This window comes from Psychrobacter glaciei, assembly GCF_014652895.1.
GTDB classification, from domain to species: Bacteria; Pseudomonadota; Gammaproteobacteria; order Pseudomonadales; family Moraxellaceae; genus Psychrobacter; species Psychrobacter glaciei.
Map to the genome: position 1 here is coordinate 100,681 of NZ_BMZR01000004.1, position 23,745 is coordinate 124,425.

Genomic DNA, 23,745 nt, shown 5'->3' on the forward strand with positions numbered 1-23,745 from the left:
CAAAATTCATTCACGCTTACTTGTTAAGGATAAAAACTGACTATGTATGATCAACTTAGAATATTAGAAAAAATGATACTCGACATCAAAAAACAGTATCAGCTTGTCAGTGCTGAACTTAGCAGCCTCAAAAAACACCCCGCTACCGATCCAAAAGAACTTACCACACTTCAGGCCAAGCTCGATAGCAGTTATACAGAGCGCGATGGTGCCAAAAAGAAGCTGAACGACCTCGATAACCGCTATCAAAATCTGGCAGAAGCGCACCATATGATCGGTGAAGAGCAAGATAAATTGCAAAAGCAAATCAGCCAATTACAACAAGAAAATAGCGAGCTGCTACAGCATAATAATGAATTAAAGCAGCAGTATAGCGATATCAAACAGCAAAATAATGACTTACAAAAGAAGAATCAACTGGCCGCTGAGCGTACGCAAGTGGTGTTAAAACGCTTAACCCGTATCGACCAAGCAGAAGGTTCATAAATAGCGGCACGAGGACATAATTGACGAATATCATTGTCTTCAAATAGCATTTTTATCGATAAAAGCCACATTTACCAAGTACCTTTATTATCAAGTACCTTAATTATTAAAAATACAGCATTGATTAAGCCAACAGACTCACACGTGTAAGCTCTTATATCACTCACTTTAATGACATATATTGTAGGATTTATCATGACTGATGACCAGACTATCCCTTTAGATAAGCAAGCGCCAAACAATCAATCACAAAACAATCAACGGCCAATCAACGGCCTTAAATCCCAAAAAGCCGTGCCAAATGCTTCAACCTCAAATAATTCGGCTTCACAGAGCGCCGCTGCTAAACCTGCACCTAAAACAAATAGCACGCCTGAGCCGCAGATTAAAAAAGTAGATATTGCAATTGCTGGAGTCACCTATCCCATCTATTGCCCAGTACACGAGCAAGAAGAACTACATTCAGCCGTCTCTTATATCAATAACTATGCGCTCGACCTAAAACGCGACGCGCCGAGCCTCAGCCAAGAGAGCTTACTAGTATTATGCTGTCTGAATTTATACGAGAAAATTCATGCGCATCAAAGAAGTGACGAAGATCGTGTTCAAGGAGATAAGCAATCTGAAGCATTACTCAATAAAATCATGAAGGATGCACACTCTATCTTATAGGTAAACACGGATCTGTTGAACAGATAAGCGCTTAGCTCTGGTGAGCCAAGCGCTTTTTTATGTCTAATCCACAGCCGAATTACTTACTTATGCATTAGGATTATAAGTTCTTCCAGCATGAAAATCCGCTTGATGCTCATAGTTGCAAAAGAATAACTCCTGACTGCCTTTAATATCAGCGTCAGTATTGCCATCGCTACTTGCCACCAAGCCCGGCTTGGTCTCTAGAACGCCGCGGTATTCAGCCAAACTGTTACCACAGAAGTTGCAGTGACGCGGTGTAGTCACATCGCCATCTTTTGGCATCATGCTTCTGGGTGCGCGCGGGTACATAAACTTGTAAAAGCCCCACATCACAATCCAGATAATAATTATCATCATAATAGCAGCGAACACAGCATTGCTCCTTGAATGAGGGGTAAACGTGAGAAATGATTAAGATGGCTCAGCTAATGATTATTCAACACACCCTAATAGTATAAATTTTACCGTCAATAATAGTGACAATACAATACCTTTACCGTTCAATTACTGATTTCACTGAATTGCTCATTAGATAATCGTACTCACTGATTGCGGTGCTAGAACAAAAAAACTGGCCACGTTAAGCCAGTTTTTTTGCATCGAAACCAACAATCAGGTTTCAGTAAAATTACAGTTGCAGCTCACTAATATCAGCCACGGTTAAGAATAAAGCTCGTACTTGCTTAAGCAACGCTAAGCGGTTGTTCTTTAGTGCAGTATCTTCACTGTTGACCATGACATTGTCAAAGAATTGCGTCAACGGCTCGTCTAAACTGGCTAGCGTTTGCAATACTTGCGTATAGTCAGCCTGCTCAAGTAATGGTTGCACCGCTGTTTGTGCTTGCTGCACACTCGCATATAGACTTTGCTCAGCAGGTTCCGATAATAACGCTTCATCGACATTATCAGCGACGCTTACCTCTGACTTGGCTAAAATATTGGCAACACGTTTGTTTGAATCAGCCAACATTGATGCTTGTGACAATTCACTAAATGCTTGTACGGCACGAATACGCTGATCAAAATCAAGCGGCATATGCGGGTTAATCGCTTGCACTGCTTGAATGGTATCAACGCTCACACCTTGCTCGGTATACATCGCCCGATAGCGCGAGTTTAAGAACGACATGACTTGGGTAAACGTATCACCCATTTTGGCAATCTTGCTGCCGTTAGCCGTGCTATAGCCTTTGATGGCTTGCTCAACCAACGCTACCAAGTTAATCGGTAGCTGCTTCTCAATCAAAATACGCAGAATACCAATAGCAGAACGACGTAAGCTAAACGGATCTTTTGAACCCGTTGGTGCTTGGTCAATCGCAAAAATACCGACGAGCGTATCCAAACGATCCGCTAATGCTAAGCAAATACCGATCGGCGTCTGTGGTAATACATCACCGCTGAACTTAGGTAAATATTGCTCTTCTAAACTTGCCGCAACTGCTTCTGGCTCATTATTCAAACGCGCATAATAAGTACCCGCGATACCTTGTAATTCAGGATACTCACCAACCAATGAGCTTGCCAAATCCGCTTTGGACAAAATACCTGCACGTACCGTTTCATCGATACTAATCTCACTACCTTGTTGTTGCATCAAGGCGGCGATAAATGCAGCAAGCTTGGCAATGCGTTCAGATTTTTCCCAAATCGTACCCAATTTGTCTTGGAAGACGCGAGTTTTTAGGCTTTCTGTTAGTGCAAATAATGGCTGCTTTTGGTCTTGTAAGAAGAAAAACTCTGCATCAGCCAAACGTGGACGCACGACTTTCTCATTACCTTCAATAATTTGATTCGGGTCTTTTGACTCAATATTGGTAATAAAAATAAAGTAAGGCTGCAATTTGCCAGTTTTATCTGTCAGGCAAAAATACTTTTGATCCGCTTGCATGGTAGAGATGAGTGCTTCTTGTGGCACTTGTAAGAAGCGCGCTTCAAAGCTTGCTCGTAAGGCAATCGGAAAATCAACCAATGCAGTGACTTCGTCTAGCAGCGCTTGCGGCACAATGGCATCAGAGTTAACTTCATCTGCCAATGCTTTGACTTGATTTTTGATCAGCATTTGACGCTTGTCAAAATCAGCAACTACTTTTAAGCCACCTAGTAATTCTTCATAGTCATTGGCATGACCAATGTTATAGTATTCAGGGCTGTGGAAGCGATGACCACGCGTTTGTGTTCCTGTCTGATGACCTTGGATAGTAGCGTCAATGACAGCATTATCTTGCATCAATACGGCCCATTGTACTGGACGCACGAACTCATTACGGCTAGCGCCTGAGCGCATACGCTTAGCAATAGGTAAGTTATCAAGCGCTGTTTGGAAAATAGCGGGCAGCAACTCAGTCGTTGCTTGACCCTGAATGGTTTGCTCATAACCGATATAATCACCTTTATCAGTGTTAATCGTTATCAGCTCACTGGCCTCAATACCCAAGCCTTTGGCAAAGCCCATTGCCGCACGTGTTGGATTACCTTCCGCATCAAAGGCGGCTTTAATCGCAGGCCCGCGTTTTTGCTCGCTACGATCCGGCTGCTTGTCACCAATGCCCTGAATTTGAAGCGCTAAACGGCGCGGCGCAGCAAAGGCTTTGATACTATCGAAGCTGATACCTGCTTCAGTCAATTGTTCAGTGACACTTGCTTGTAGCGCGTCACGTAGAGGTTTTAGGCTTTTTGGAGGCAGTTCTTCACACCCCAGTTCAAATAGAATAGTACTCATGGGATGCTCCTATTTATTAGTAGTAGATTGGTTGGTATCGGTAGTTTCTTTTGCTAAGCTATCTGTTGCCACGTCTTCTTTTGGCAAATACTTATCGAGCGCTGCCTGACGATGTGCCTCATCTGCTAATGGAAAGCCTAACTTAGCGCGTGCTTCAACATAACCAATAGCAACCTTACGAGCAAGCGTACGCACACGTAGGATAAAACGCTGACGCTCAGTCACTGAAATAGCACCGCGCGCATCAAGTAAGTTAAAGGCATGTGAGGCTTTTAGTACCATCTCATAGGCTGGTAGTGGCAAACCCTCGGCAACTAGCTTATCCGCTTGCTGCTCATAAAAATCAAACATCTGACCCATCATTGGTACATCAGCGTGCTCAAAGTTATAGGTAGACTGCTCAACTTCATTTTGATGAAAGACATCGCCATAAGTGACACGACCAAACTCACCATCTGCCCAGACCAAATCATAAACGCTGTCGACACCTTGCACATACATCGCCAAGCGCTCAAGACCATAAGTGATTTCGCCAGTTACTGGGAAACATTCGAGACCCCCCACTTGCTGGAAGTAAGTAAACTGCGTCACTTCCATACCGTTTAGCCAAATCTCCCAACCAAGTCCCCACGCACCTAGCGTTGGTGACTCCCAGTTGTCTTCGACGAAACGAACATCATGCACCAACGGATCGATACCAATAGCTCTTAGCGAGTCTAAATATAGCTCTTGGATATTAGGTGGATTTGGCTTCAACACTACTTGGAATTGATAATAATGCTGCAAGCGGTTTGGGTTATCGCCATAGCGTCCGTCGGTTGGGCGACGTGACGGCTGCACATAAGCGGCATTCCAGCGCTCAGGACCTAACGAACGCAAAAATGTCGCCGTATGGAAAGTACCTGCGCCAACTTCCATATCATAAGGCTGCAAGATAACGCAGCCTTTGTCAGCCCAATAGTTCTGCAAGGTTAGGATTAAATCCTGAAAAGTCATCGGTTGAGAGTTTTTCGCTTCAGTTGTCATAGTTTGAGTTGTCATAGTTTGGGGCATCATAATAAAGCCACTGTGGAATTAGTATTAGGGTCTGTTGAACAAAACGTTGATAGCACTCGTACAGCCTACTCGGCAACGACTCTATTTGTCTGCTCACCTTACTAAAAAATGACTATTTTATCCATATTTACATCAACTAAATTTATCAAGCAATCAAAGAGACACCCTAAAAATGATGCGTGTTTGCTCATTGAGCAGTAAAATCTTCATTGACGAAAGCATAAAGGAAAGCATAAATGACAAAAAAATACCCAAATGCGTGAACATTTGGGCAGGAGGAAAAGTATGTCTTTGGTATCCTGATTGATCAGGCTTTTTATTTTTTAGTTAAACTTTCACTTTCAAAGTATAGCTTTAGATCTTAGAACTGGTTTACTGATACGATTCATTTGTTGCTTTGGGCATAATTATCCATAAAATGATATAGATTAGGATGCCTGGTACTGCCGCACTCAATGATGAAATAATTACAAATAACACTCTTACCCAAGTAGGTGACCAGCCGACATACTCTGCGATGCCACCCATCACACCTGCTATCATGCGATTATTCTGTGAGCGATGTAATTTTGCTAATTTAGCCAAATCAAATACCTCTTTAATATAGTTTTTCTTTTGCTTACTTTTGATTTTATATAAACACTTACTATTAAGAACACTTACTACTAAAAATATTTACCATTAAAAATACTTATTCTTAAAAATGCTTAGCGTTCTCAACTTATGAATAATTATAGCAATGTTTAGAAGTTAATCTGTTGAGTATGTAGACGTACTTTGTGAGTTTATGCTACCTAAACTTGCCCTAACCTGTCATAAGGCCTCGTAAACCCCTGATTTTAAATAGATATTTCAAAATGTTTCAGAGCGCAGTTTATTTCTATAACCTTACGGCTTTACTACAGTGACTCTAACCTTTTGATATTCCAATAAATTATGAAAAATGGTTAACATAGCCATAAAAGCAGAGGGAAATATTAAGTTATACAGAGTAAATTTGGTAGATTTACGGTATTTTTCTGAGCATAAAACGGCTGTTTACAATAACCTACCTGTAAGTCTGAACAAACCTTTATATAGTCGGTTCAACATAATGTGGATACAGATAAGGATAGCTATGTACGAGACGGGTTTAATGATTGGGCATTTTGAGCCTCTGCATTTGGGGCAGATGCGCAGCATATTGGCAGCGGCAGGACAAGCAAAGACTTTGCATATCGTCATCATGGCACACCCATCACCGCATGCCGATTTTAGTATCACCTTACAAGACAAAGCGCGTTGGTTGCAGATGGCTTGTGCAGACCTGCCTTTCGTTCGTATTCATACCACTCATGAGATTGAACTGCCTCTACATGATGGCTTCGTTGATGTGACAATCGATATTGCCGCCAGTAATGCCAAATTACAACGTTTGACGGAAGCGCTCAACTTGCCCGCAGAGGCAGTATTGTTTGTCGCAGAAAACCATCCATTGGCTCAGAGTGATGTTTATGAGCAGTTATCGATGCCAGTCGTCACTACCCCGCTACAGCCTGAGTTTGATTCTTATGCCATCGCCCGTGATCCCGTAGCGCACTGGTCAGCGCTGCATCCACAAGCACGTGGGGACTATACCAAGACCGTTGCTATCGTTGGTGGTGAAAGCTCAGGTAAGACGACACTGGTGCACAAGCTTGCCAACTACTATGGCGCTAGCTTTGCATTAGAGATGGGGCGACTGTATGTCGGCACGGATTTGGGTGGGAGCGAGATCGGGCTACAATACAGTGATTATGCACCCATTTCGCTCCATCATGCTCAGGCGATACGAGAGGCGGCAGCTAGAGCGACTGCGCCTGTCACCATTATTGATACTGACTTTGTGACTACTCAAGCATTCTGTGAAGAATATGAGGGTCGCACGCATCCTTTTGTCGCTGCTTGTATTGATGAGTTTCGCGTAGACCATACGATTATGCTGGACAATAATACGCCGTGGGTGGATGACGGTATGCGCTCATTAGGTACGCCTGAGGCGCGTGGACGCTTTGAGCAGCGCCTCGTCGACATTTTTGCCCGTCATGATATTAAGCCGCACATGGTTGATCAGCCTGATTACGATGCGCGCTACCAGCAAGCGTTGCTGCTCATCGATCAGCATGTTTATGGTAAAAACTCTTAGAATAAAAAACATACCCAAAATTCATGAATTTATAATAATATTGCGGCTGTCAGTGTCTTTTATCAGCACCTTCTTGACAGCCATATTCATTTTAGGAAAAAACAGTTATGCGCATTCAGCTATTAGACAATATTACTGGAAAATGGGCGCTGCAATGGATCATAACTTGGTTCATTTGTGGCGTTATTGCGTTATCAGCAGGTTTTTGGCTCACCACAGACCACACCACGCTTGATTGGTTTTATTTGGCAGTCTCATTTATCGGTCTGATCTGCGTGGTGTCACTCTCGTTCCGAAAAAACGTCATGGGCAATGGCTTTGGGATGGGCGCTACCGCTGGCGAAGTCGTAGTACAAGCCACTTCCGGCGCAGTCGGCTTGATGCTGGCACCGTTATTTAACTTTTTTACCCATGTCTACGGTATTTTTTATTGGTCAAAGCACACTGACCCTGATGGCGATATGATACCGAAGTCTGCTAGCAAAGCAGTTTGGTTAATTACCGCCGTATTTATTGTTATCGGCTTGGTACTCTTCCCCACCGTCAACGACTTATTGGCCAACTACGGCTACGCAGTCGTAGAAGACGATAGCAGTCTATTTTTAGGTTTCATCTCCTTCTTTTGGATTAACGTCATTGCTTTTGTGTTGTCTATTACTGCGCAAGCCGCGATGATTCTGCGTTATTCTTTTAGCTGGTGGTTATGGATTATCGTCAATTTTGTTTGGCTGATCGTGAATCTCATGTCGGGCAATTATATTTTTGCTATTCAGACCATGATTTACCAAGTAAATTCTTTCGTTGGCCTATATGAATGGTATCGCAGCGAGCAACAGTCCGCATAAAACATATTGGCTCAAAATGAACCTATTTGGCATCGTTGGCATAATCTATTTTGACTGTGCGGTTTACCAGATAATATGGTAGATCGCACAAATTAGTGCTACAACTGGTAGTCGTCAGTAGACTCACGCATTGAGCTACTACCAGTCATTCATTTACTAACACGGAGGTTAGTATGTCTCGCAATCGTCAACAAAAGATGTCTAAGCGTACTCTTGAGCAATGGCTCAGTGAGTATTCAGTCAGTCATCAAAACCTAATCAACAAAAAAATCCATTGGCTGTGCGTCCCCACTATTTTTGTTAGTTTATTAGGAATGGGTATGTCACTGTCAGTCTGGTTTACTTTGGTGCTTAGTGCCTTAGTACTCTTATTCTATATGAAACTCTCGACGCCATTATTTTTGGCAATGGGGATTTTTATTCTCATTTGTCTATCAGTGATGACCTTACTACCTTTAAGTTTCAAGGTTTGGGCAGCTGTCTTTGTGGTTGCTTGGATTGCCCAGTTTATTGGTCATAAGGTCGAAGGCAAAAAACCGTCATTTCTTAAAGACTTACAGTTTTTATTAATCGGTCCAGCTTGGGTCGCCAACAGTCTTATGCGACGTAACTAGGGCGTGTCATCATTTAGCGCATTCAATTATTTATACAACGACTGACTTATACTTTGAAATAAAAAAGCGCCGTCCAACAACACTGCTGGACGGCGCTTTTTCATGTTTATCTCGCTAAATATAGTCAAGGAATTTTAGAATCGCTACAAGGCGACCGACCGCAGATATTACACTGAGTACATCTAGGATGGGTAACACCGTAGCGGTTTAAAAGTGCTCTGACTATAATAGATAAACGTAATGGTTTAACCAAATACTTTCACGCGCTCTTCAACAGGCATAAACTCTTTATCACCTGCTGGCTGCTCGATACCACCGAATACCATTTGTGCAGTCAAATCCCAATCAGCATCAATACTCCAAGTGCTCGCAACTTTATGGTCAATCACTGGATTGTAATGCTGTAAGTTAGCGCCGATATTAATGCTAGAAAGCCCTGTCCAAATTACATACTGATGCATAGCACTGGTGTGCTCTGCCCAAACAGGGAATTTGTCGGCATATAATGGCGCTCCTTCTTGTAAGGCTCTCACTAATTTTTGATCTTCAAAAAATAGAATCGTACCTGCGCCTGCTTTAAAGCCGTCGATTTTTTGCTTGGTTGGCGTAAACTTCTCTTCATCACCAACGATACCACGTAGTGCTTCTTCGGTCATATCCCAAAGCTTTTTATGATCGTCACCAAACAACACGACGATGCGCGTCGATTGTGAGTTAAATGATGATGGCGTATGCAAAATAGCATGCTCAACCGATTTAACCACTTCTTCTTTTGCAACTGGTAACTGATCATTCAATGCATAAATAGAACGACGTTTTTCAGCCAATTGCTGCAATGCTTGTAGATCTGACGTATTCGACATATTTGACATATTTGACATAGGATAGTGCTCCAAATTATTAGTATGTGTTTAATATAATGAGCATAGAGGTTCAATAAACATGGCTCATCAATCCCTTCAAAAATTTTAATTTTTCAATGTGATTTATTATAAGAAAAAACGGACTAAACTCACACTTATTTTTGTAATAAAAACTTAATAATTAAATACATTATGACAGTTTTATTACACAATAAAAGTTTTAAAGCCGTTAGGCAGTTCTCGGGTAACTCGGGCAAATAAGCATTTTAGTTTAGAGTCAACCTCACCAAAACGCTTACCACCGTCTTTCCAGTCGATGATGGATTGCCCAACCTCTTATTTTTAAAATAGTTTAGTGTGCTCATGGTTTGTTGTAATCAATGACAGCACTCTCAAATTTCACCCATAAAAAAAGCCCCACAATGAAGTGAGGCTTTAGTGCTCTAAACGAGCCATATTTGGAGCGGGAAAAGAGATTCGAACTCTCGACCCCAACCTTGGCAAGGTTATGCTCTACCACTGAGCTATTCCCGCTTAAATCAATTCGTAATATCGCTAACAACTTGTTAACTACTACGTCTCGATAGGCTGGCTATTCTAGCAAATATCCTGCGTGTGTCAACAGGTTTTTTCATATTTTTCATCAGTATTGCCACTTTTAATTTTTATTCGAGAGCATATTTATCATAAATGATTGATATTGCAATCAATACAGTCATTGCAGTGTTTAAAACTATTTTATAAAGTAATAGGAAAATCTCTTCTATTATTCCTGACTCTTTCATCAATTCTGAATATGACCATTAACTAACCATTATTAGTAGTACGACGTCGTACTGCTTTATGACGATAGAGGAATAAAAGTTACGCTATTCTCGTTAATATTGATTCCACTTACAATCATACGCTGTATTGTTACTTTTTCTGCCTTGGTTTTAGGCTGTTAACATTATTATACTTATGGCTTGTTACCATTCAGGTAAAATTTTAGTGATTAAGTAGAGTGGTAGACGGTAGTAAAACTTCAATAATAAACTGCCCTTCTATCTGCTCTGCTGTTACCGGCCTACTCCGCTACTACTAACTTTGTTTAACTTTACTTTTTATCATTTACAGCGAGGATGTTTATCATGAGAAAATTGCTTACCACCACCGTGATGGCCGCGTCATTATCGGCACTTACTTTAACTGGCTGCACCAGCACCACCAACAGTGGCGCGGTCGGCGTCGATCGTCAACAGCTACTCTTGGTCTCTAGCGAGCAAGTACAGCAGCTATCAGCGCAAAGCTATAATAAAAACTTGCAAGAAGCAAGCAAACGTGGTGTGCTCGACACTAATAAAGCTCAGCTCAATCGTTTAAAAAATATCTCTAACCGCCTCATCGGTCAAGTAGGCGTATATCGCCCTGATGCAGCTAATTGGAAATGGGAAGTACATACCATTAGATCCAACGAGCTGAACGCCTTTGTTATGCCGGGTGGCAAAATTATGTTTTACTCGGGCATTATTGATCGCTTAAACCTCACGGATGACGAAATTGCCGCGATTATGGGTCACGAGATGTCTCATGCCCTGCGTGAGCATTCACGTGAGCGTCTCTCACGCGAGTATGCTACTCAGACCGGTATCGGTGTTGCAGCAAGTATCTTTGGTCTATCACAAGGTCAGGCTGATCTAGCGAACGTTGCTGGAGATTTAGGTTTGAGTCGTCCACACAGTCGCACCCAAGAAGCTGAAGCCGACCAAATCGGTCTCGAGCTAATGGCACGCGCAGGCTACAATCCTCAAGCGGCTATCAGCTTATGGCAAAAAATGCAGCGCGCCAGCCAAGGTGAGCCACCACAGTTCTTAAGTACTCACCCAACCAGTAGCAATCGCATTAGCCAATTGCAAGCATTGATGCCTAAAGTGATGCCGCTGTATCAAAAATCACGTCGCTAATCGTGTATTGCTGGCCATTCACTCTTAAGTAGCGTTTTATCGCTTACTAAAAGCAGAGTATAACCCACGGGTTGCGCTCTGCTTTTTTGTATTTTTGGCTCAGAAGCTGGCTGTATTACTTTAAAACTGTCGCATGTGCTATGGTCTACCCAATAGCTTTCTGTACAGTTGTCAGCGTCTGTTATAATGGTCACCACACGGTCTCAAATATTGCTTCAAAGCTTGCTAAGCAACACAAAACAAAGGATTCTTATGAGTACCCACTCACCCACTGCTGATGCGCTCCAACATGAGCTACAGGCATTACAACCACAACATATCGAATTGATTAATGAGTCGATGAATCATTCTGGTTACTTCGATGGTAAAGAAAGCCACTTTAAACTGACTATCGTGAGTGACGCTTTTGAAGGCAAGCGCTTAGTAGCGCGTCATCAGCTGGTATATGGCTTGGTTAATGCTTTATTGACCTCTCAGGGTGGTCAGGTACATGCCTTAGCGATTCATGCTTTTACCCCAATCGAATGGCAAGGTCAAAGCCCTGATAGCCCGTTATGTGCCGGACAAAATAAAAGCTAATTAAGCTTATGCCAATTAATTTTTAGTTAAATGACAATCATAAAAATACTTTGCTCACGGTGTGGTAGCCATTTAAAAACCCTACATCGCGTGACTTTTTACAGACTTACAAATTGCGCCGTTAAAGGAAATGACATCCAATGAAACATTTACATATGCTCATGGCAGTATTGGTGATTGTGCTATTTTTATACCAAAGCTATCTCGCATTAAGCGCCAATATACGGGCGCCGCGCATGATCAAAATAGCCACCCATGTCCTCTATGCGCTGCTCATCCTCTCAGGGGCTATAATGCTGATGCAACTGATGAATGCCAATGCGCCTGTACAATGGGTATTCGCCAAAATAATCTTACTCGTGGCGGCTATTAGTGCCAGTATAAAAGCCTTTCAAACTCACGCGACACCTGGTCAAACCAAAACTGGCATTCTTATCGCTGCCGTGGCTTATATTGGTATTGTGTTACTGGCCTTTAGCAAACCTGATAATTTGTTTTAATCGCCACTCTATGTCTGACTGAGCTTAGATAGACCGATTGCGGAATGAATGGCTACTAGGGCGTGTATTTTTAATATCTTAATTCCAGTATTTTTGCTATCTTAAATAAATACAATGCCTTGCATGCTCGTTATTAAGAATAGAGGTTTGCAAGCAGATGACTATAAGCAAAGCAATCACGATGATTTTACTTAAAATCGCGACGACGCCACATACCCTTACTTAGCCCTATGGAGCCATTATGAAAACTTTTACTATAGCGACACTATTGGCATCAGCCGGCATGTTGGGTCTCTCAGGCTGCGCTTCTACTGGTAATATCACGCCGCAATATGTGCCGCCAAGCACTTATCAGAGCTATGACTGCCAAGCACTGAGCCAAGAGTACGTCCGTGTCAATCGCTATGTTGACGTCACTCGAAATGAGCAATCAACCTTGTCCGCTTCGGGTGTGGGTGTTGGGGTTTCTGCAGGCCGCTGGGGCATCTCACCGAATATCAGCTTTGGTGTTGGCAAAAGTAACAATACCAAAGCCCGCGATGCCAAGTTATCACGGCTTTATGGCGAGCGTGATGCGATTGTCCAATCGGCGCGTATTCAACGTTGTAGCTTTGCCAATGGTGTTAAGATTTATGGTGAGTAACATTAAGCAAAAGCTGTCTAAATGATTAAGATAGCGCCACCACACAATGAAAAAGCCAATACGCGATAAGCATATTGGCTTTTTTAACGACTTTTATCCCACCTAACAAACATAATCAATTGAGCCATCAGCGACGATCAGCGTAAGCTTTGCACCCATTGGACGATTTGATTGCTAGGCAGCGCCCCTGATTGACGCGCGACCTCTTTGCCGTTTTTGAAGGCCACCATCGTTGGTAAACTGCGAATATTATAGGGAGCGGCCGCCTGCTCATATTTATCCGTTTGCACTTTGGCAAAGACCACTTGCGGCAACTGACCAGCAGCGACTTTGAACTCTGGTGCCATCATAATACAAGGCTGACACCAGCTTGCCCAAAAATCAACGATGGTCAGCACCTCGTTTTTTTGGATGACTTTATTGGCTGTTTGCGCGTTCAGCTCACACGGACTTGCTGTCAATAATGGCTGACTACATTTACCACATTTCGGTGCAGCGCTTAGCCGTGCAGCAGGTACACGGTTGGTTGCTTGGCAATGTGGGCAGACCAGATGAAAACTTTGCTCACTCATCATATGATTCCTATTCTAATTATTTAATGGTCTCGAAAATTCGACTTTGGTATTTTTAACTAAAAGCTATTTGAATTGGTTTTACGAGCAATTTTAGCATAGTCAATTATATTGATTCTCTACGCCACTTGCTGTGCCACGCCACTATATACATAGCTCATCGGTCTTGGGCCGGGCAAGTATTCTTCGCTCAGCTCGTCAATGACAAAACCACCCGCTCTAATCAGTACTGGAATGTCACGATCTAAATGACAACCACCGGCCATCGGTTTCCAAAAAGGCGTCAGTCGATGCTGCCATCGCTCAACAGAAAAATCTGGCGCTAAGCCATGCTCACAAAACAACAAGCGACCGCTAGGTTTTAACACGCGTACCATTTCTCGAAGTGCAGCTATTGGCTCATCAATACTACATAGGGTAAAGGTCATCACAATCGTATCAAATTGATCCGTATCCGCATGAATGCCTTGGACATCAACGGCTATCACTTCAACTGGAATATTAATGTCAGCGGCGCGCTTGCGTGCTAACGTCTGCATTTGAGCTGCTGGGTCAACACCAATAATAGAAGAAACCTTTTTGGCATCATAAAATTGCAAATTAAGACCACTGCCAATCCCAATTTCTAATACCTCGCCTAACGCCTGAGGAACAATTTTAGAACGTGCTTTCATCACGTTACCTGTACTACAAGCAACATCTATCAGCTTGGGCAATACATAGCGCTCATAAGGGTTCATTATTCTCTCCAGTTATTGCCGTATTTAGCGTTTGCGGATATTGATATAGTTGATACTAAATAAAATGGGTACATGACATTATGATGCGTGACTGGCACAAACTTTTCTTGCTTGCTGTGCCTACGCAGACAGAGGCTACGAAAAATTTATACCAGTCACGCTGTCTCTTTTTTATATTGACCTGACTATACCAATCTTCTATACAGTAAATAATCTATCTGATAATCATTTTTATAGATATCAATCATACGATACTTGCATAGTAAGGCATAAGATGACAATTTTTACTTATGGCACTGTTTAGTTTATTCACCAAGGACATTGATCGGCACTTTCAAATAACGCGTACCATTGTCTTCTGGCTCTGGGAAATGTCCTGCATCAATATTAATTTGCACGGCAGGAATGATAAGGCGTGGCATACCCAAAGTCGCATCGCGGCGCTCACGCATCTGCACAAACTCGGCTTCATTTATACTGTCTTTAACATGGATGTTTTCTAGTTTTTGTGCAGCAACAGTCGCTGTTGGACAGTGCTTACGGCCTTCACCTGGATAATCATGGCACAGATACATGACTGTATCTTCAGGAAGCGCCAACAGCTTTTGAATAGACTGATAGAGCGTTTTGGCATCGCCGCCGGGGAAGTCGCAGCGTGCTGTACCGACATCAGGCGCGAACAAGGTATCTCCAACGAATACCACTGTCTTTTCATCGTCAGCCGCCAGATAAGCCATGTCTGCCCGTGTGTGACCGGGCACATACATGGCTGTAATGGTAATACCACCAAGCGCTAGTGTTTCACCCTCGTCGGTCAAAATATCAAACTGACTGGCATCGGTACGAAAACTGGTGTCAAAGTTAAAGATTTGCTTAAAGATTTTTTGTACTTCGGTGATATGCTGACCAATTACTAATTGTCCACCAAGGCTTTCTTTTACATGAATAGCAGCAGATAGATGGTCTGCATGCGCATGCGTCTCGATAATATATTTAAGCGCCCAGCCCTGCTCACGTACGAACTCAATCACTTCATCCACACTACTGGTACTCGTTCTGCCTGACTTGGCATCAAAGTTCAGTACAGGATCGACAATGGCGCACAGTTTCTGTTCGGTATCAGCGATAACGTGAGTATAAGTTTCTGTATCGCTATCTAAAAAAGAATGAACTTGCATAGCTGCCTCTTTGCTTTTATAGGATTGTTTTAACCTTCGAACCATTCTTTAAGTATAATGGATCGTCATATACAATATTTAATTCAAAAAACAATGCATATTAAATGTTTATAAATTATTGCAGTTAATATCAACGCCGCCGACAACATCAGCGGTCAAATTTTTAGCATGCCTTTTTAACATGCTTTCTTAACGTTAATACCAATATAGCAATCACTATACAATTTATCAAATTATATAATGTAAATAAATATAACTTGATGTAAGCTGCGATATCATTGATAATTAACGGTAATCACTCATCACTTTTATAAAAACCACGCGACCTTTATCTGGTTTTATATAAGGAGCTCACTCTGACAACTTCTACCTCAGCATTGGCTACCTCTACTGACAGTAAGGCCGACCCTATGTCAGTCAATAACGCAGACTCTGTACCGCTAGATCTGGCCAAACAGATGCAACAAGCATCGCTACAAGCCAGCCAATTACTAAAGTCACTCTCGCATCCTGATCGCTTACTCCTTCTCTGTCAATTGACTCAAGGTGAGTATTGCGTTGGTGAGCTTGAGGGGTTGGTCGGTGTTGGACAGCCAAGCTTATCGCAGCAGTTAGGCATATTGCGCAAGGATGAGCTGGTCGCGACACGGCGCGACGGCAAGCAAATTTACTATAGCATCGCCAGCGACGATGCCTTGGCGGTCTTAGAGCTACTTTATCAACGCTTTTGTGCCAAAACAGATGCCTAACTGGTTATTGAGTTCTTAGCTGTTTTTAACTTTATTTATTGTGATGACGTATTGATATGACCTCTATCGCTACTCGCCTGATTCCTACTTGGCTGCGCCAGTATCAGCTGGCTGCCTTGCCAACTGACGTCATCGCTGGGCTGGTGGTGGGCGTACTGGTGATACCGCAAAGCCTAGGCTACGCTGTACTTGCAGGCTTGCCGCCCGTCTATGGTCTGTACGCTGCGATTGTGCCTGTCATCGTCTATGCTTGGCTTGGCTCTAGCAATGTACAAGCGGTCGGACCGGTGGCCATCACGGCTATTATGACTGCCAGTAGTTTGTTGCCTTACGCTGAGCAAGGCACTGAGCAGTATGCCCTAATGGCAAGTCTATTGGCACTGATGGTGGGGTCACTGCTTTGGATCGCAGGACGGCTCAAGCTTGGCTGGATCATGCAGTTTATCAGTCGCGGCGTATCGGCAGGATTTGTGAGCGGTGCGGCGGTCCTTATATTTATCAGTCAGCTCAAATACTTAACGGATATCCCGATCGCGGGCAGCAGCCTAATCGGTTATTTATCGACCATGCAGCTATATGCGCGCCAGCTACATCCGTTGACCTTGTTGATTGGCGTGATCGCTTTTGCGCTCTTGGTCGCAAATCGCTACGGTAGCAAATGGGTGTGGCGAACGTGGCTGTCATCCTCATCTGCCAAATGGGCAGAACGCTTGTTTCCCCTTATTTTGCTCGGCATTGCCATTTTACTCAGTATGGCACTGCATTGGGACGCGCGTGGCGTGGCGACTATCGGTAATATTCCGCAAGGGTTACCACGTTTCACACTGCCCCATATACCAGACATCCAAGAAGCGCTCAAACTGTTACCAACCGCAGGATTGATGGCGCTTATTATCTTTGTCTCTAGCAGTTCCGTCGCCAGCACCTATGCGCGACTGCGCGGTGAGAAGTTTGATGCTAATCGTGAGCTGACAGGGCTTGGACTCGCCAATCTTTCTGGTGGATTTTTTCAGAGCTTTGCCGTGGCAGGCGGGTTTTCACGGACGGCAATCAACGTCGACTCAGGTGCCAAAACTCCACTCGCCAGCCTGATGACGGTGCTGGTGATGATTGCCGCACTAATCGCCTTTAATAGCGCACTTGCGCCGCTGCCTTACGCCTTGCTTGGCGCAACCATCATGGCATCCATCATTGGCTTGATCGATATTGCGACCTTAAAGTCCGCTTGGCAACGGGATCGCTTAGACGGTGCAAGCTTTATCGCAGCGTTTGTAGGGGTACTAATATTTGGGCTGAATACCGGACTGGTCATCGGTCTCATGGTGTCATTTGCCAGTCTCATCTGGCAATCGAGTCAACCACACGTCGCCATCGTCGGACAATTGGCTGGGACAGGACATTTTCGCAATATCAATCGTCACGATGTCGTCACTTTTCATAATTTATTGATGTTACGTATCGATGAGAGTCTGTTTTTTGGTAATAGCGAATCGGTACATCGGCGCATCTTAAATGCCTTACAACAATATCCCGAAGCGCATGAGCTGATTCTCATTATGGCCGCGGTCAATCACATTGATCTGACCGCGCAGGAAATGCTCAGCACCTTAAATCAAGAGCTGGCCCTGCAAAACAAGCATTTACACTTTAGCTTTATTAAAGGCCCAGTCATGGATGTCATCGAACACACTCCGCTGATTGCTGAGCTATCAGGACAGGTGTACCTCAGTACTATGGATGCCGTCAATGCTCTAAAGCAAATATAAATACGCCCTACTATTTTCGTCAACCATACAATCACTATTGATGTCTGCAACAAAATATCGTTATGATAGAGAGTATAGTATGCTAGCTTGTTGTATGGCTGCACTGAATCTAAACGAGCTAAATCAAGCCGAACTGAAATAAGACAACATTTAGACGTCAAATCGGCGCTTTAGTGTTTTTAACATTTTTTAATAAACGTAAATGACCCTTTTTATGACCGATGATTTAACGATTTATAAGCAAATATACCCAAGCCAATGTGTCAAGATTGCTGAGCTGGGCTATCGCTCAGTACTCAATATACGCCCAGATGCTGAGATCGAGACACAGCCTAATAGCTGTGATTTGGCGACTGCAACGAAGCAGGCAAATCTGACGTATCATCACCTACCCTTTGATGATGAGCGCCTAAGTATGCTGACCGTAGAACAGTTTGCCGTCTTTTATCACTCAATGCCCAAGCCCATATTGATGTTTTGTGGTACTGGTGCTCGCGCCAAACTGCTTTATCAAAGCGCATTGATGCAAGGGCTGCTATAAAACGGCAATAACGCTTACACACCTTCTCTTTAGAAGTGACTGCAATAAGCCTAGGCTTAGATGCTGTATTCCTACACTTTACATCTCACTCTTTCATATAAACAATAAAAGGAGCTCTTATGAGCCACGAAATCAGTATTACGGGACAAATTACCCCTGATCAAGTCCCTATGCTTGCCGAAAACGGCTTCAAAACCATTATCAATAATCGTCCTGATGGCGAAGAGCCTGGACAACCTACCAGCGCTGATATCGAAGCAGCTGCTAAAGAAGCAGGACTTGCTTATAAAGAAGTCTCATTTGCTGGTAGTGAGCTCAATCAAAATCACGTTGAGGAGTTTGCTGACTTCTTTAATCAAGCTGAGCAACCAGTGTTAATATTTTGCCGTACGGGTAACCGCTCAACGGGTATCTACGAAGCCGCTAAGCGCATGGACTTGTTAGATGACTAAGACGAATCTAACAAACGTATAATTGTTTAAAAAACGAAAACGCCCGTCCAAAATTTGGACGGGCATTTTTTTGAATATTACTAAACTATAGACTGGTCAATTTTCAGCATTGGGTACATAATTAAATTTTATTTATACAATTTAATAGGACTTTATGATGCAAAAACCACTTCTCATCATCGGTAATAAAAACTACTCATCTTGGTCGCTACGAGCGTGGCTGTTGCTCAAAGCATTCAATGTTGATTTTGATGAGCAACTTATTGAGTTGTTTCATCCTTCAGCAACATCAATTCTCGATGAGCATGCGCCAACAGGCAAAGTGCCCGTTTTGGTTTATGGTGAAAATGATGACAAGGTTACGGTTTGGGATACCTTAGCGATTACCATGCATATCAATGATTATTTTATCGACATAGATGTTTGGACAGGACTGAGTAAGTCTGAGACTAAAAGCAATACTAGCATCAGAATAAATAGCGCCTATTGCCAAAGCATCGTCGCTGAGATGCATTCTGGTCTAACGGGTATTCGTAATGAGATGCCGATGAATATCAGAGCGACTGCGAAGATACAACCAAGCAATACCTGCTTAACTGACATTGCTCGTATCGAAGAGATTTTGCAGATTGCTTAAAAAATCGCTCAAAAGACAGCTACCTTTTTGGTCAATTCACGGCTGCCGATGCTTTTTTTGCGCCTGTAGTGCTACGCTTGCAGACTTATACTGATGCCTCCAGCATAGAATTAAAGCCGACGACTAAACAGTACTGTGAAACGATGTTAAACAACCCTCACATACAAGCTTGGATCGGTTCAGCTTTAAAAGAGACACGCGTAATCAAAGAAGATGAAGCAGTTGAGATACTCTCGGTAGTTGGCATTTTGGCGAATAAATAGTATCTTGCATAAAAAAACCACTTTAACTCAGTTAAAGTGGTTTTTTCTTTCATGATAAATAAAGCGTACGTGTACTACTGCTTTTGGTCTAACGCTTCTTTTACCGCTTTTTTACCCCATGCGCTCAGATCGAGGTCCAACTTTTCATACTCTTGTGCATCGAATAACGGCTCTTTAACCCCTGATTTTAATTGACTTGCAAAGTCGTCAAGTAGACGCTTGGCTCGCGGAAACAACATTATCAAGGCCAATAAGTTTGCTAGTGCTAGCACGCCCATCAACGGATCAGCGAAGAAGAATACTGTAGTAGCTGCAGGAGCCACTGCGCCCAAAAATAATATCGCAATCACGACAATTCGTAAAATCAGAGTCGCCATTTTGATATTCTTTTTGACCAAAAAGTTAATGGCATTTTCACCCATATAATAGTTATACATGATAGAGCTTAAGGCAAATAACAATATCGATATGGTCAGGATATACTGCGCCCAATCTCCAAGCTGGGTCGTTAGCGCTTGCTGTGCCAGTACGATACCATCAACTTCAGCACCTGGCTGATAGACACCGCTCAGTAAAATCATAAATGCTGTGGCACTACATACGACTAACGTGTCAATGAACACAGATAATGACTGCGAGATACCTTGACTCACAGGATGAGTGGCATAAGCAGTGGCAGCGATATTAGGTGCAGAACCCAGACCTGCTTCATTAGAGAATAAACCACGCTTCATGCCTTGCTCAATCGCCACACCAATACCACCGCCCACGACAGATTCAATGCCAAAAGCATTTTTGACAATCATTACTATTAATGCAGGCAATTCTGTGAAATTAAATGCAATAATAATAAGTGCCATACTGATATAAATTAATGCCATAACAGGAATGACAACGTCGGCCACTTTAGCAATGCGCTGAATACCGCCAAAGACAATGAATCCACCTGCAATCACCAGTACCACACCTGTTATCCAGCGGTCAATCCCAAAACTTTCAAGAGCAGATCCTGCCACCGTATTGCCTTGGAACGCCACAAACCCGATAGAAAAAGACAGTAGTAGCGAGATCGCATAGATGATGGCGAGCCAGCGATAGTCTTTACCTAAGCCATGTAAAATATAGGTCGCAGGGCCACCGCGAAAGTTACCATCAGTATCTCTACGCTTGTAAAGCTGGGCTAAGCTACACTCAACAATGCTAGTCATCATACCAATAAGGGCTACAACCCACATCCAGAATACCGCTCCCGGACCCCCTAAAGAGATTGCAACCGCAACGCCAGCAATGTTACCGCCGCCAACACGTCCACCAATAGAAACGAGCAACGCCTGACGGGCAGAAATTCCGTCGTCTCCTACCTCATCCGTTTTAAATACACGGAACATACGTTTAAAATATCTAAACTGGGCAAATCTACCCACGATGGTAAATAATAAACCAAAAATAACCAACATAGGGATAAGTGCCCAGCCCCACGTTAGATCCCCGACTAGAGCAAAAAAAGCTTCAATATATTCCATGCCTATTTTCCTTATAGTTCATGATCATATGATAGGTTTTATTGAGCTCATTATTGCATCAACAACACGATTTTGTAATGCAAATGTCGAGTTTGTAACGTAAATACTGATATTTTCTGAGAAAAATCGCGTTATTGGTTTACTTAAATGATCATTTTCTAAATATTAGGATTTGTTCTATATAGACGTATTTATACGATAGCACAAAAAAACCACCTCAAAAGAGGTGGCTTTTCAAATTCAAACTAATTTCAAACTTACTGCATAACCAAGTATTCAAACGCTGACAATGCTGCTTTACTACCCTCACCCATCGCGATGTTAATCTGCTTAAATGGCACAGTCGTGACGTCACCACAAGCAAAGATACCTTTGCGATCCGTACGGCAGCGCTCATCAATCTCAATTTCACCAAAGCGGTTTAAATCCACGAAGCCTTTGACAAAGCTAGTATTGGGTACTAAGCCAATCTGTACAAAGACACCGGACAAATCACGCTCATGGGTTTCACCTGTTTTGCGATCTTCAAAGACGATGGAGCTGACTTTACCATCAGTGGCCTTAATCTCTTTGGTCGCCGCCCCAGTGATGAACTCGATGTTTGATCTCTCTTTGGCTTTGTTGATCAATACCTGATCCGCTTTTAGCTCATCAGCGAACTCAAGCACGGTCACATGCTTCACAATACCGGCAAGGTCTAACGCCGCTTCGACACCAGAGTTACCGCCACCGATGACAGAGATCTCTTTACCTTTAAAGAACGGGCCGTCACAGTGGGCACAGAAAGCCACGCCTTTACCAATATTCTCTTCTTCACCTGGTACACCAAGCTTGCGCCATTGGGCACCCGTCGCTAAGATAATACTGCGCGTCTCAAAAGTCTCACCCGTATTTAGATGAATACTATAGTTTTCTTCCGATGTCTCGCCGATTTCTTTAACGCTGACGTGCTCTTTTAGCGTGATGTTGTATTCGCCTAAATGTTTGACGAAGTCTGCTGATAGATGTGTACCTGTCGTCAATGGTACAGAAATCAAGTTTTCGATATCTTGCGTATCTTTGACCTGTCCACCGATTCGATCAGCGACCATGGTCACTTTTAGACCTTTACGCGCGGTATAAATGGCAGCAGCGACCCCAGCAGGACCAGCGCCAATGATAGTGACATCCTGTTGTTCTAATTGCTCAGTGTCATCTTCCACTTCTGACAACAAGTCAGGGAACTGCTCTTGCAATTTTCCGATCAACTTAGCCGTATCAATTAGTCCATTAGCAAACGGCTTACCGTTTAAAAATACCGCTGGAACTCCTTGGATGTTATTCGCTTCTACTTGCTCTTGGAATAATGCACCGTCGATCATCTCATTACTGATGTCGTCATTCAATAAGGCAAATTGGTTCAACGCTTGTACCACTTCTGGGCAGCTATGGCACGATAGCGACACATAGGTCTGGAATTGTAATGGCTTATTAAAGCGTTTGACTAACTTTTGAATACCTTCGTCCAGTTTTAGCGTATGACCACCCGCTTGCAAAATTGCCAAGATAAGCGAGGTAAACTCATGACCACCAGGAATACCGCTAAAGACGATACCAGTATCAGCCAAATCGCCATCAACATGACTGACGACTTTAAAACTAATCGCACTAGGCAAGCTCTCATCAATCGCTTCTGCATCAAAATTGATTTTGTCAGTCGTACCAGCGATTTTGGTCAAAAAGTCAATCAACTCTGCCCGCTTTTCATGCGTACCATTACCTAAGACAAAGGTAATTGGACGGGTCATGTTTTCGCTATAGCTCTTGATGGCATCTAATAAACTTTGATCTATCATGTTTGTTCCTCATTATTATTTAATATGTAACGGCAACTAAGCAGTTGCACGTTTAAAGATGGAAAATCTATGGTAAGTGATATCGTTTAAAGTGTTATTTGGATAAGGCTTGTGCCTTTTGATGTCCCTATTATCATAGGTTTCATAGATTTGAGCAAGCTGAGAAACCCAAACCTTATGTTTTATAAAACCAATCATTAATTGTTATTTATAATTAAATTTAAACTTATAAGAGGATTATTATCATAGTATCAAGATGATTTTTTCGCTACAATCGAATAAGAGCAATAGGAATAATTCCTGTTTCCTAGCGGAAGATTGGCTTTTATGCGTGTTTATCAAAGGCTATTTCTGCTTGTATTAAGCCTTATCACTATT

The 23,745-nt window shown here is 42.9% G+C and carries 24 protein-coding genes, 1 tRNA gene and 1 pseudogene; 15 read left to right on the top strand and 11 right to left on the bottom strand.

Going from position 1 to position 23,745, the window contains the following annotated elements; all coding sequences use genetic code 11:
- Positions 1-42: 42 nt before the first annotated feature.
- Together IE130_RS10315 and IE130_RS10320 are read left to right on the top strand one after the other, a co-directional pair.
- Positions 43-486, top strand: coding sequence for a hypothetical protein (locus IE130_RS10315; RefSeq protein WP_189585515.1), 444 nt, complete (start codon positions 43-45; stop codon positions 484-486).
- 195 nt (positions 487-681) lie between these two features.
- On the top strand, positions 682-1,158 hold the full coding sequence (locus tag IE130_RS10320) for a cell division protein ZapA (protein ID WP_189585518.1): 477 nt from the start codon (positions 682-684) through the stop codon (positions 1,156-1,158).
- 87 nt (positions 1,159-1,245) lie between these two features.
- On the opposite strand, the gene IE130_RS10325 is transcribed toward IE130_RS10320, so the two are convergent.
- From IE130_RS10325 to IE130_RS10340, 4 genes are all read right to left on the bottom strand, one after another.
- The gene (locus IE130_RS10325) at positions 1,246-1,554 is read right to left on the bottom strand and encodes a hypothetical protein (RefSeq protein WP_227676198.1); all 309 of its coding nucleotides are present in this window, start codon (positions 1,552-1,554) and stop codon (positions 1,246-1,248) included.
- Positions 1,555-1,810: 256 nt separating this feature from the next.
- On the bottom strand, positions 1,811-3,904 hold the full coding sequence (glyS, locus tag IE130_RS10330) for a glycine--tRNA ligase subunit beta (protein WP_189585521.1): 2,094 nt from the start codon (positions 3,902-3,904) through the stop codon (positions 1,811-1,813).
- Positions 3,905-3,913: 9 nt separating this feature from the next.
- Positions 3,914-4,900, bottom strand: a complete 987-nt coding sequence (gene glyQ, locus IE130_RS10335) for a glycine--tRNA ligase subunit alpha (protein WP_189585815.1) — start codon at positions 4,898-4,900, stop codon at positions 3,914-3,916.
- Between the two features lie 432 nt (positions 4,901-5,332).
- The gene (locus IE130_RS10340; protein ID WP_010201518.1) at positions 5,333-5,545 is read right to left on the bottom strand and encodes a PspC domain-containing protein; all 213 of its coding nucleotides are present in this window, start codon (positions 5,543-5,545) and stop codon (positions 5,333-5,335) included.
- A gap of 508 nt (positions 5,546-6,053) precedes the next feature.
- Here IE130_RS10340 and nadR point away from each other — a divergent pair.
- The 3 genes from nadR (at position 6,054) to IE130_RS10355 (ending at position 8,583) form a co-directional block, all read left to right on the top strand.
- Positions 6,054-7,124, top strand: a complete 1,071-nt coding sequence (gene nadR / locus IE130_RS10345) for a multifunctional transcriptional regulator/nicotinamide-nucleotide adenylyltransferase/ribosylnicotinamide kinase NadR (protein WP_189585524.1) — start codon at positions 6,054-6,056, stop codon at positions 7,122-7,124.
- A 107-nt stretch (positions 7,125-7,231) separates the two neighbouring features.
- Positions 7,232-7,969, top strand: coding sequence for a nicotinamide riboside transporter PnuC (gene pnuC / locus IE130_RS10350; RefSeq protein WP_189585527.1), 738 nt, complete (start codon positions 7,232-7,234; stop codon positions 7,967-7,969).
- A 173-nt stretch (positions 7,970-8,142) separates the two neighbouring features.
- Entirely contained in the window at positions 8,143-8,583 is a 441-nt protein-coding gene (locus IE130_RS10355; RefSeq protein ID WP_010201522.1) for an Mpo1 family 2-hydroxy fatty acid dioxygenase, read from the top strand.
- 245 nt (positions 8,584-8,828) lie between these two features.
- Here IE130_RS10355 and IE130_RS10360 read toward each other — a convergent pair whose 3' ends face one another.
- Both IE130_RS10360 and IE130_RS10365 read right to left on the bottom strand, forming a co-directional pair.
- Positions 8,829-9,455 (bottom strand): nitroreductase family protein, encoded by a 627-nt coding sequence (locus tag IE130_RS10360; RefSeq protein WP_189585818.1) that lies wholly within the window; start codon positions 9,453-9,455, stop codon positions 8,829-8,831.
- Between the two features lie 450 nt (positions 9,456-9,905).
- Positions 9,906-9,980, bottom strand: a tRNA-Gly gene (locus tag IE130_RS10365).
- 596 nt (positions 9,981-10,576) lie between these two features.
- On the opposite strand from IE130_RS10365, the gene IE130_RS10370 reads away from it, so the two are divergent.
- The 4 genes from IE130_RS10370 (at position 10,577) to IE130_RS10385 (ending at position 13,111) form a co-directional block, all read left to right on the top strand.
- The gene (locus tag IE130_RS10370) at positions 10,577-11,389 is read left to right on the top strand and encodes a M48 family metallopeptidase (RefSeq protein ID WP_189585530.1); all 813 of its coding nucleotides are present in this window, start codon (positions 10,577-10,579) and stop codon (positions 11,387-11,389) included.
- A gap of 252 nt (positions 11,390-11,641) precedes the next feature.
- The gene (locus IE130_RS10375) at positions 11,642-11,968 is read left to right on the top strand and encodes a BolA family protein (RefSeq protein ID WP_189585533.1); all 327 of its coding nucleotides are present in this window, start codon (positions 11,642-11,644) and stop codon (positions 11,966-11,968) included.
- A gap of 140 nt (positions 11,969-12,108) precedes the next feature.
- Positions 12,109-12,468, top strand: coding sequence for a SirB2 family protein (locus tag IE130_RS10380; RefSeq protein WP_189585536.1), 360 nt, complete (start codon positions 12,109-12,111; stop codon positions 12,466-12,468).
- 241 nt (positions 12,469-12,709) lie between these two features.
- Complete coding sequence (locus IE130_RS10385; protein ID WP_189585538.1) at positions 12,710-13,111, top strand: hypothetical protein; 402 nt, start codon at positions 12,710-12,712, stop codon at positions 13,109-13,111.
- A gap of 137 nt (positions 13,112-13,248) precedes the next feature.
- Here the strand turns inward: IE130_RS10385 and trxC are convergent, their stop codons facing one another.
- The 3 genes from trxC to IE130_RS10400 form a co-directional block, all read right to left on the bottom strand.
- The gene (gene trxC / locus IE130_RS10390) at positions 13,249-13,683 is read right to left on the bottom strand and encodes a thioredoxin TrxC (RefSeq protein WP_010201540.1); all 435 of its coding nucleotides are present in this window, start codon (positions 13,681-13,683) and stop codon (positions 13,249-13,251) included.
- A 119-nt stretch (positions 13,684-13,802) separates the two neighbouring features.
- Positions 13,803-14,423 (bottom strand): class I SAM-dependent methyltransferase, encoded by a 621-nt coding sequence (locus IE130_RS10395; protein WP_189585540.1) that lies wholly within the window; start codon positions 14,421-14,423, stop codon positions 13,803-13,805.
- Positions 14,424-14,728: 305 nt separating this feature from the next.
- A complete protein-coding gene (locus IE130_RS10400) occupies positions 14,729-15,601 on the bottom strand; it encodes an MBL fold metallo-hydrolase (protein WP_189585542.1) in 873 nt (290 codons plus the stop codon).
- Positions 15,602-16,011: 410 nt separating this feature from the next.
- On the opposite strand from IE130_RS10400, the gene IE130_RS10405 reads away from it, so the two are divergent.
- The 6 genes and pseudogenes from IE130_RS10405 to IE130_RS14460 all read left to right on the top strand — a co-directional run.
- A complete protein-coding gene (locus IE130_RS10405; RefSeq protein WP_010201550.1) occupies positions 16,012-16,350 on the top strand; it encodes an ArsR/SmtB family transcription factor in 339 nt (112 codons plus the stop codon).
- Between the two features lie 56 nt (positions 16,351-16,406).
- Positions 16,407-18,116 (top strand): SulP family inorganic anion transporter, encoded by a 1,710-nt coding sequence (locus IE130_RS10410; RefSeq protein WP_189585544.1) that lies wholly within the window; start codon positions 16,407-16,409, stop codon positions 18,114-18,116.
- 214 nt (positions 18,117-18,330) lie between these two features.
- A complete protein-coding gene (locus IE130_RS10415; protein WP_010201552.1) occupies positions 18,331-18,657 on the top strand; it encodes a protein tyrosine phosphatase family protein in 327 nt (108 codons plus the stop codon).
- A gap of 119 nt (positions 18,658-18,776) precedes the next feature.
- Positions 18,777-19,109 carry a protein tyrosine phosphatase family protein gene (locus IE130_RS10420; RefSeq protein WP_010201553.1) on the top strand — a complete coding sequence of 111 codons (333 nt, stop codon included), beginning with the start codon at positions 18,777-18,779 and terminating at the stop codon, positions 19,107-19,109.
- 157 nt (positions 19,110-19,266) lie between these two features.
- Complete coding sequence (locus IE130_RS14245; protein WP_227676199.1) at positions 19,267-19,746, top strand: glutathione S-transferase; 480 nt, start codon at positions 19,267-19,269, stop codon at positions 19,744-19,746.
- A 44-nt stretch (positions 19,747-19,790) separates the two neighbouring features.
- Positions 19,791-20,009: pseudogene (locus tag IE130_RS14460) on the top strand (glutathione S-transferase family protein); the annotation flags it as partial.
- Between the two features lie 74 nt (positions 20,010-20,083).
- Here IE130_RS14460 and IE130_RS10430 read toward each other — a convergent pair.
- Together IE130_RS10430 and ahpF are read right to left on the bottom strand one after the other, a co-directional pair.
- The gene (locus IE130_RS10430) at positions 20,084-21,532 is read right to left on the bottom strand and encodes an alanine/glycine:cation symporter family protein (protein WP_189585546.1); all 1,449 of its coding nucleotides are present in this window, start codon (positions 21,530-21,532) and stop codon (positions 20,084-20,086) included.
- A 257-nt stretch (positions 21,533-21,789) separates the two neighbouring features.
- On the bottom strand, positions 21,790-23,367 hold the full coding sequence (gene ahpF / locus IE130_RS10435) for an alkyl hydroperoxide reductase subunit F (RefSeq protein ID WP_189585548.1): 1,578 nt from the start codon (positions 23,365-23,367) through the stop codon (positions 21,790-21,792).
- Positions 23,368-23,745 lie beyond the last annotated feature (378 nt).

Bases quoted from the DNA above. Each gene is read 5' to 3' on its own strand.
- pnuC (WP_189585527.1), top strand. From the start codon at position 7,232: ATGCGCATTCAGCTATTAGACAATATTACTGGAAAATGGGCGCTGCAA.
- nadR (WP_189585524.1), top strand. From the start codon at position 6,054: ATGTGGATACAGATAAGGATAGCTATGTACGAGACGGGTTTAATGATT.
- IE130_RS10410 (WP_189585544.1), top strand. From the start codon at position 16,407: ATGACCTCTATCGCTACTCGCCTGATTCCTACTTGGCTGCGCCAGTAT.
- IE130_RS10385 (WP_189585538.1), top strand. From the start codon at position 12,710: ATGAAAACTTTTACTATAGCGACACTATTGGCATCAGCCGGCATGTTG.
- IE130_RS10405 (WP_010201550.1), top strand. From the start codon at position 16,012: ATGTCAGTCAATAACGCAGACTCTGTACCGCTAGATCTGGCCAAACAG.
- glyQ (WP_189585815.1), bottom strand. From the start codon at position 4,900: ATGACTTTTCAGGATTTAATCCTAACCTTGCAGAACTATTGGGCTGAC.
- IE130_RS10320 (WP_189585518.1), top strand. From the start codon at position 682: ATGACTGATGACCAGACTATCCCTTTAGATAAGCAAGCGCCAAACAAT.
- IE130_RS10400 (WP_189585542.1), bottom strand. From the start codon at position 15,601: ATGCAAGTTCATTCTTTTTTAGATAGCGATACAGAAACTTATACTCAC.
- IE130_RS10380 (WP_189585536.1), top strand. From the start codon at position 12,109: ATGAAACATTTACATATGCTCATGGCAGTATTGGTGATTGTGCTATTT.
- IE130_RS10415 (WP_010201552.1), top strand. From the start codon at position 18,331: ATGACCGATGATTTAACGATTTATAAGCAAATATACCCAAGCCAATGT.
- IE130_RS10375 (WP_189585533.1), top strand. From the start codon at position 11,642: ATGAGTACCCACTCACCCACTGCTGATGCGCTCCAACATGAGCTACAG.
- IE130_RS10395 (WP_189585540.1), bottom strand. From the start codon at position 14,423: ATGAACCCTTATGAGCGCTATGTATTGCCCAAGCTGATAGATGTTGCT.
- IE130_RS10355 (WP_010201522.1), top strand. From the start codon at position 8,143: ATGTCTCGCAATCGTCAACAAAAGATGTCTAAGCGTACTCTTGAGCAA.
- IE130_RS14245 (WP_227676199.1), top strand. From the start codon at position 19,267: ATGCAAAAACCACTTCTCATCATCGGTAATAAAAACTACTCATCTTGG.
- glyS (WP_189585521.1), bottom strand. From the start codon at position 3,904: ATGAGTACTATTCTATTTGAACTGGGGTGTGAAGAACTGCCTCCAAAA.
- trxC (WP_010201540.1), bottom strand. From the start codon at position 13,683: ATGAGTGAGCAAAGTTTTCATCTGGTCTGCCCACATTGCCAAGCAACC.
- IE130_RS10315 (WP_189585515.1), top strand. From the start codon at position 43: ATGTATGATCAACTTAGAATATTAGAAAAAATGATACTCGACATCAAA.
- IE130_RS10430 (WP_189585546.1), bottom strand. From the start codon at position 21,532: ATGGAATATATTGAAGCTTTTTTTGCTCTAGTCGGGGATCTAACGTGG.
- IE130_RS10370 (WP_189585530.1), top strand. From the start codon at position 10,577: ATGAGAAAATTGCTTACCACCACCGTGATGGCCGCGTCATTATCGGCA.
- ahpF (WP_189585548.1), bottom strand. From the start codon at position 23,367: ATGATAGATCAAAGTTTATTAGATGCCATCAAGAGCTATAGCGAAAAC.
- IE130_RS10360 (WP_189585818.1), bottom strand. From the start codon at position 9,455: ATGTCAAATATGTCGAATACGTCAGATCTACAAGCATTGCAGCAATTG.
- IE130_RS10420 (WP_010201553.1), top strand. From the start codon at position 18,777: ATGAGCCACGAAATCAGTATTACGGGACAAATTACCCCTGATCAAGTC.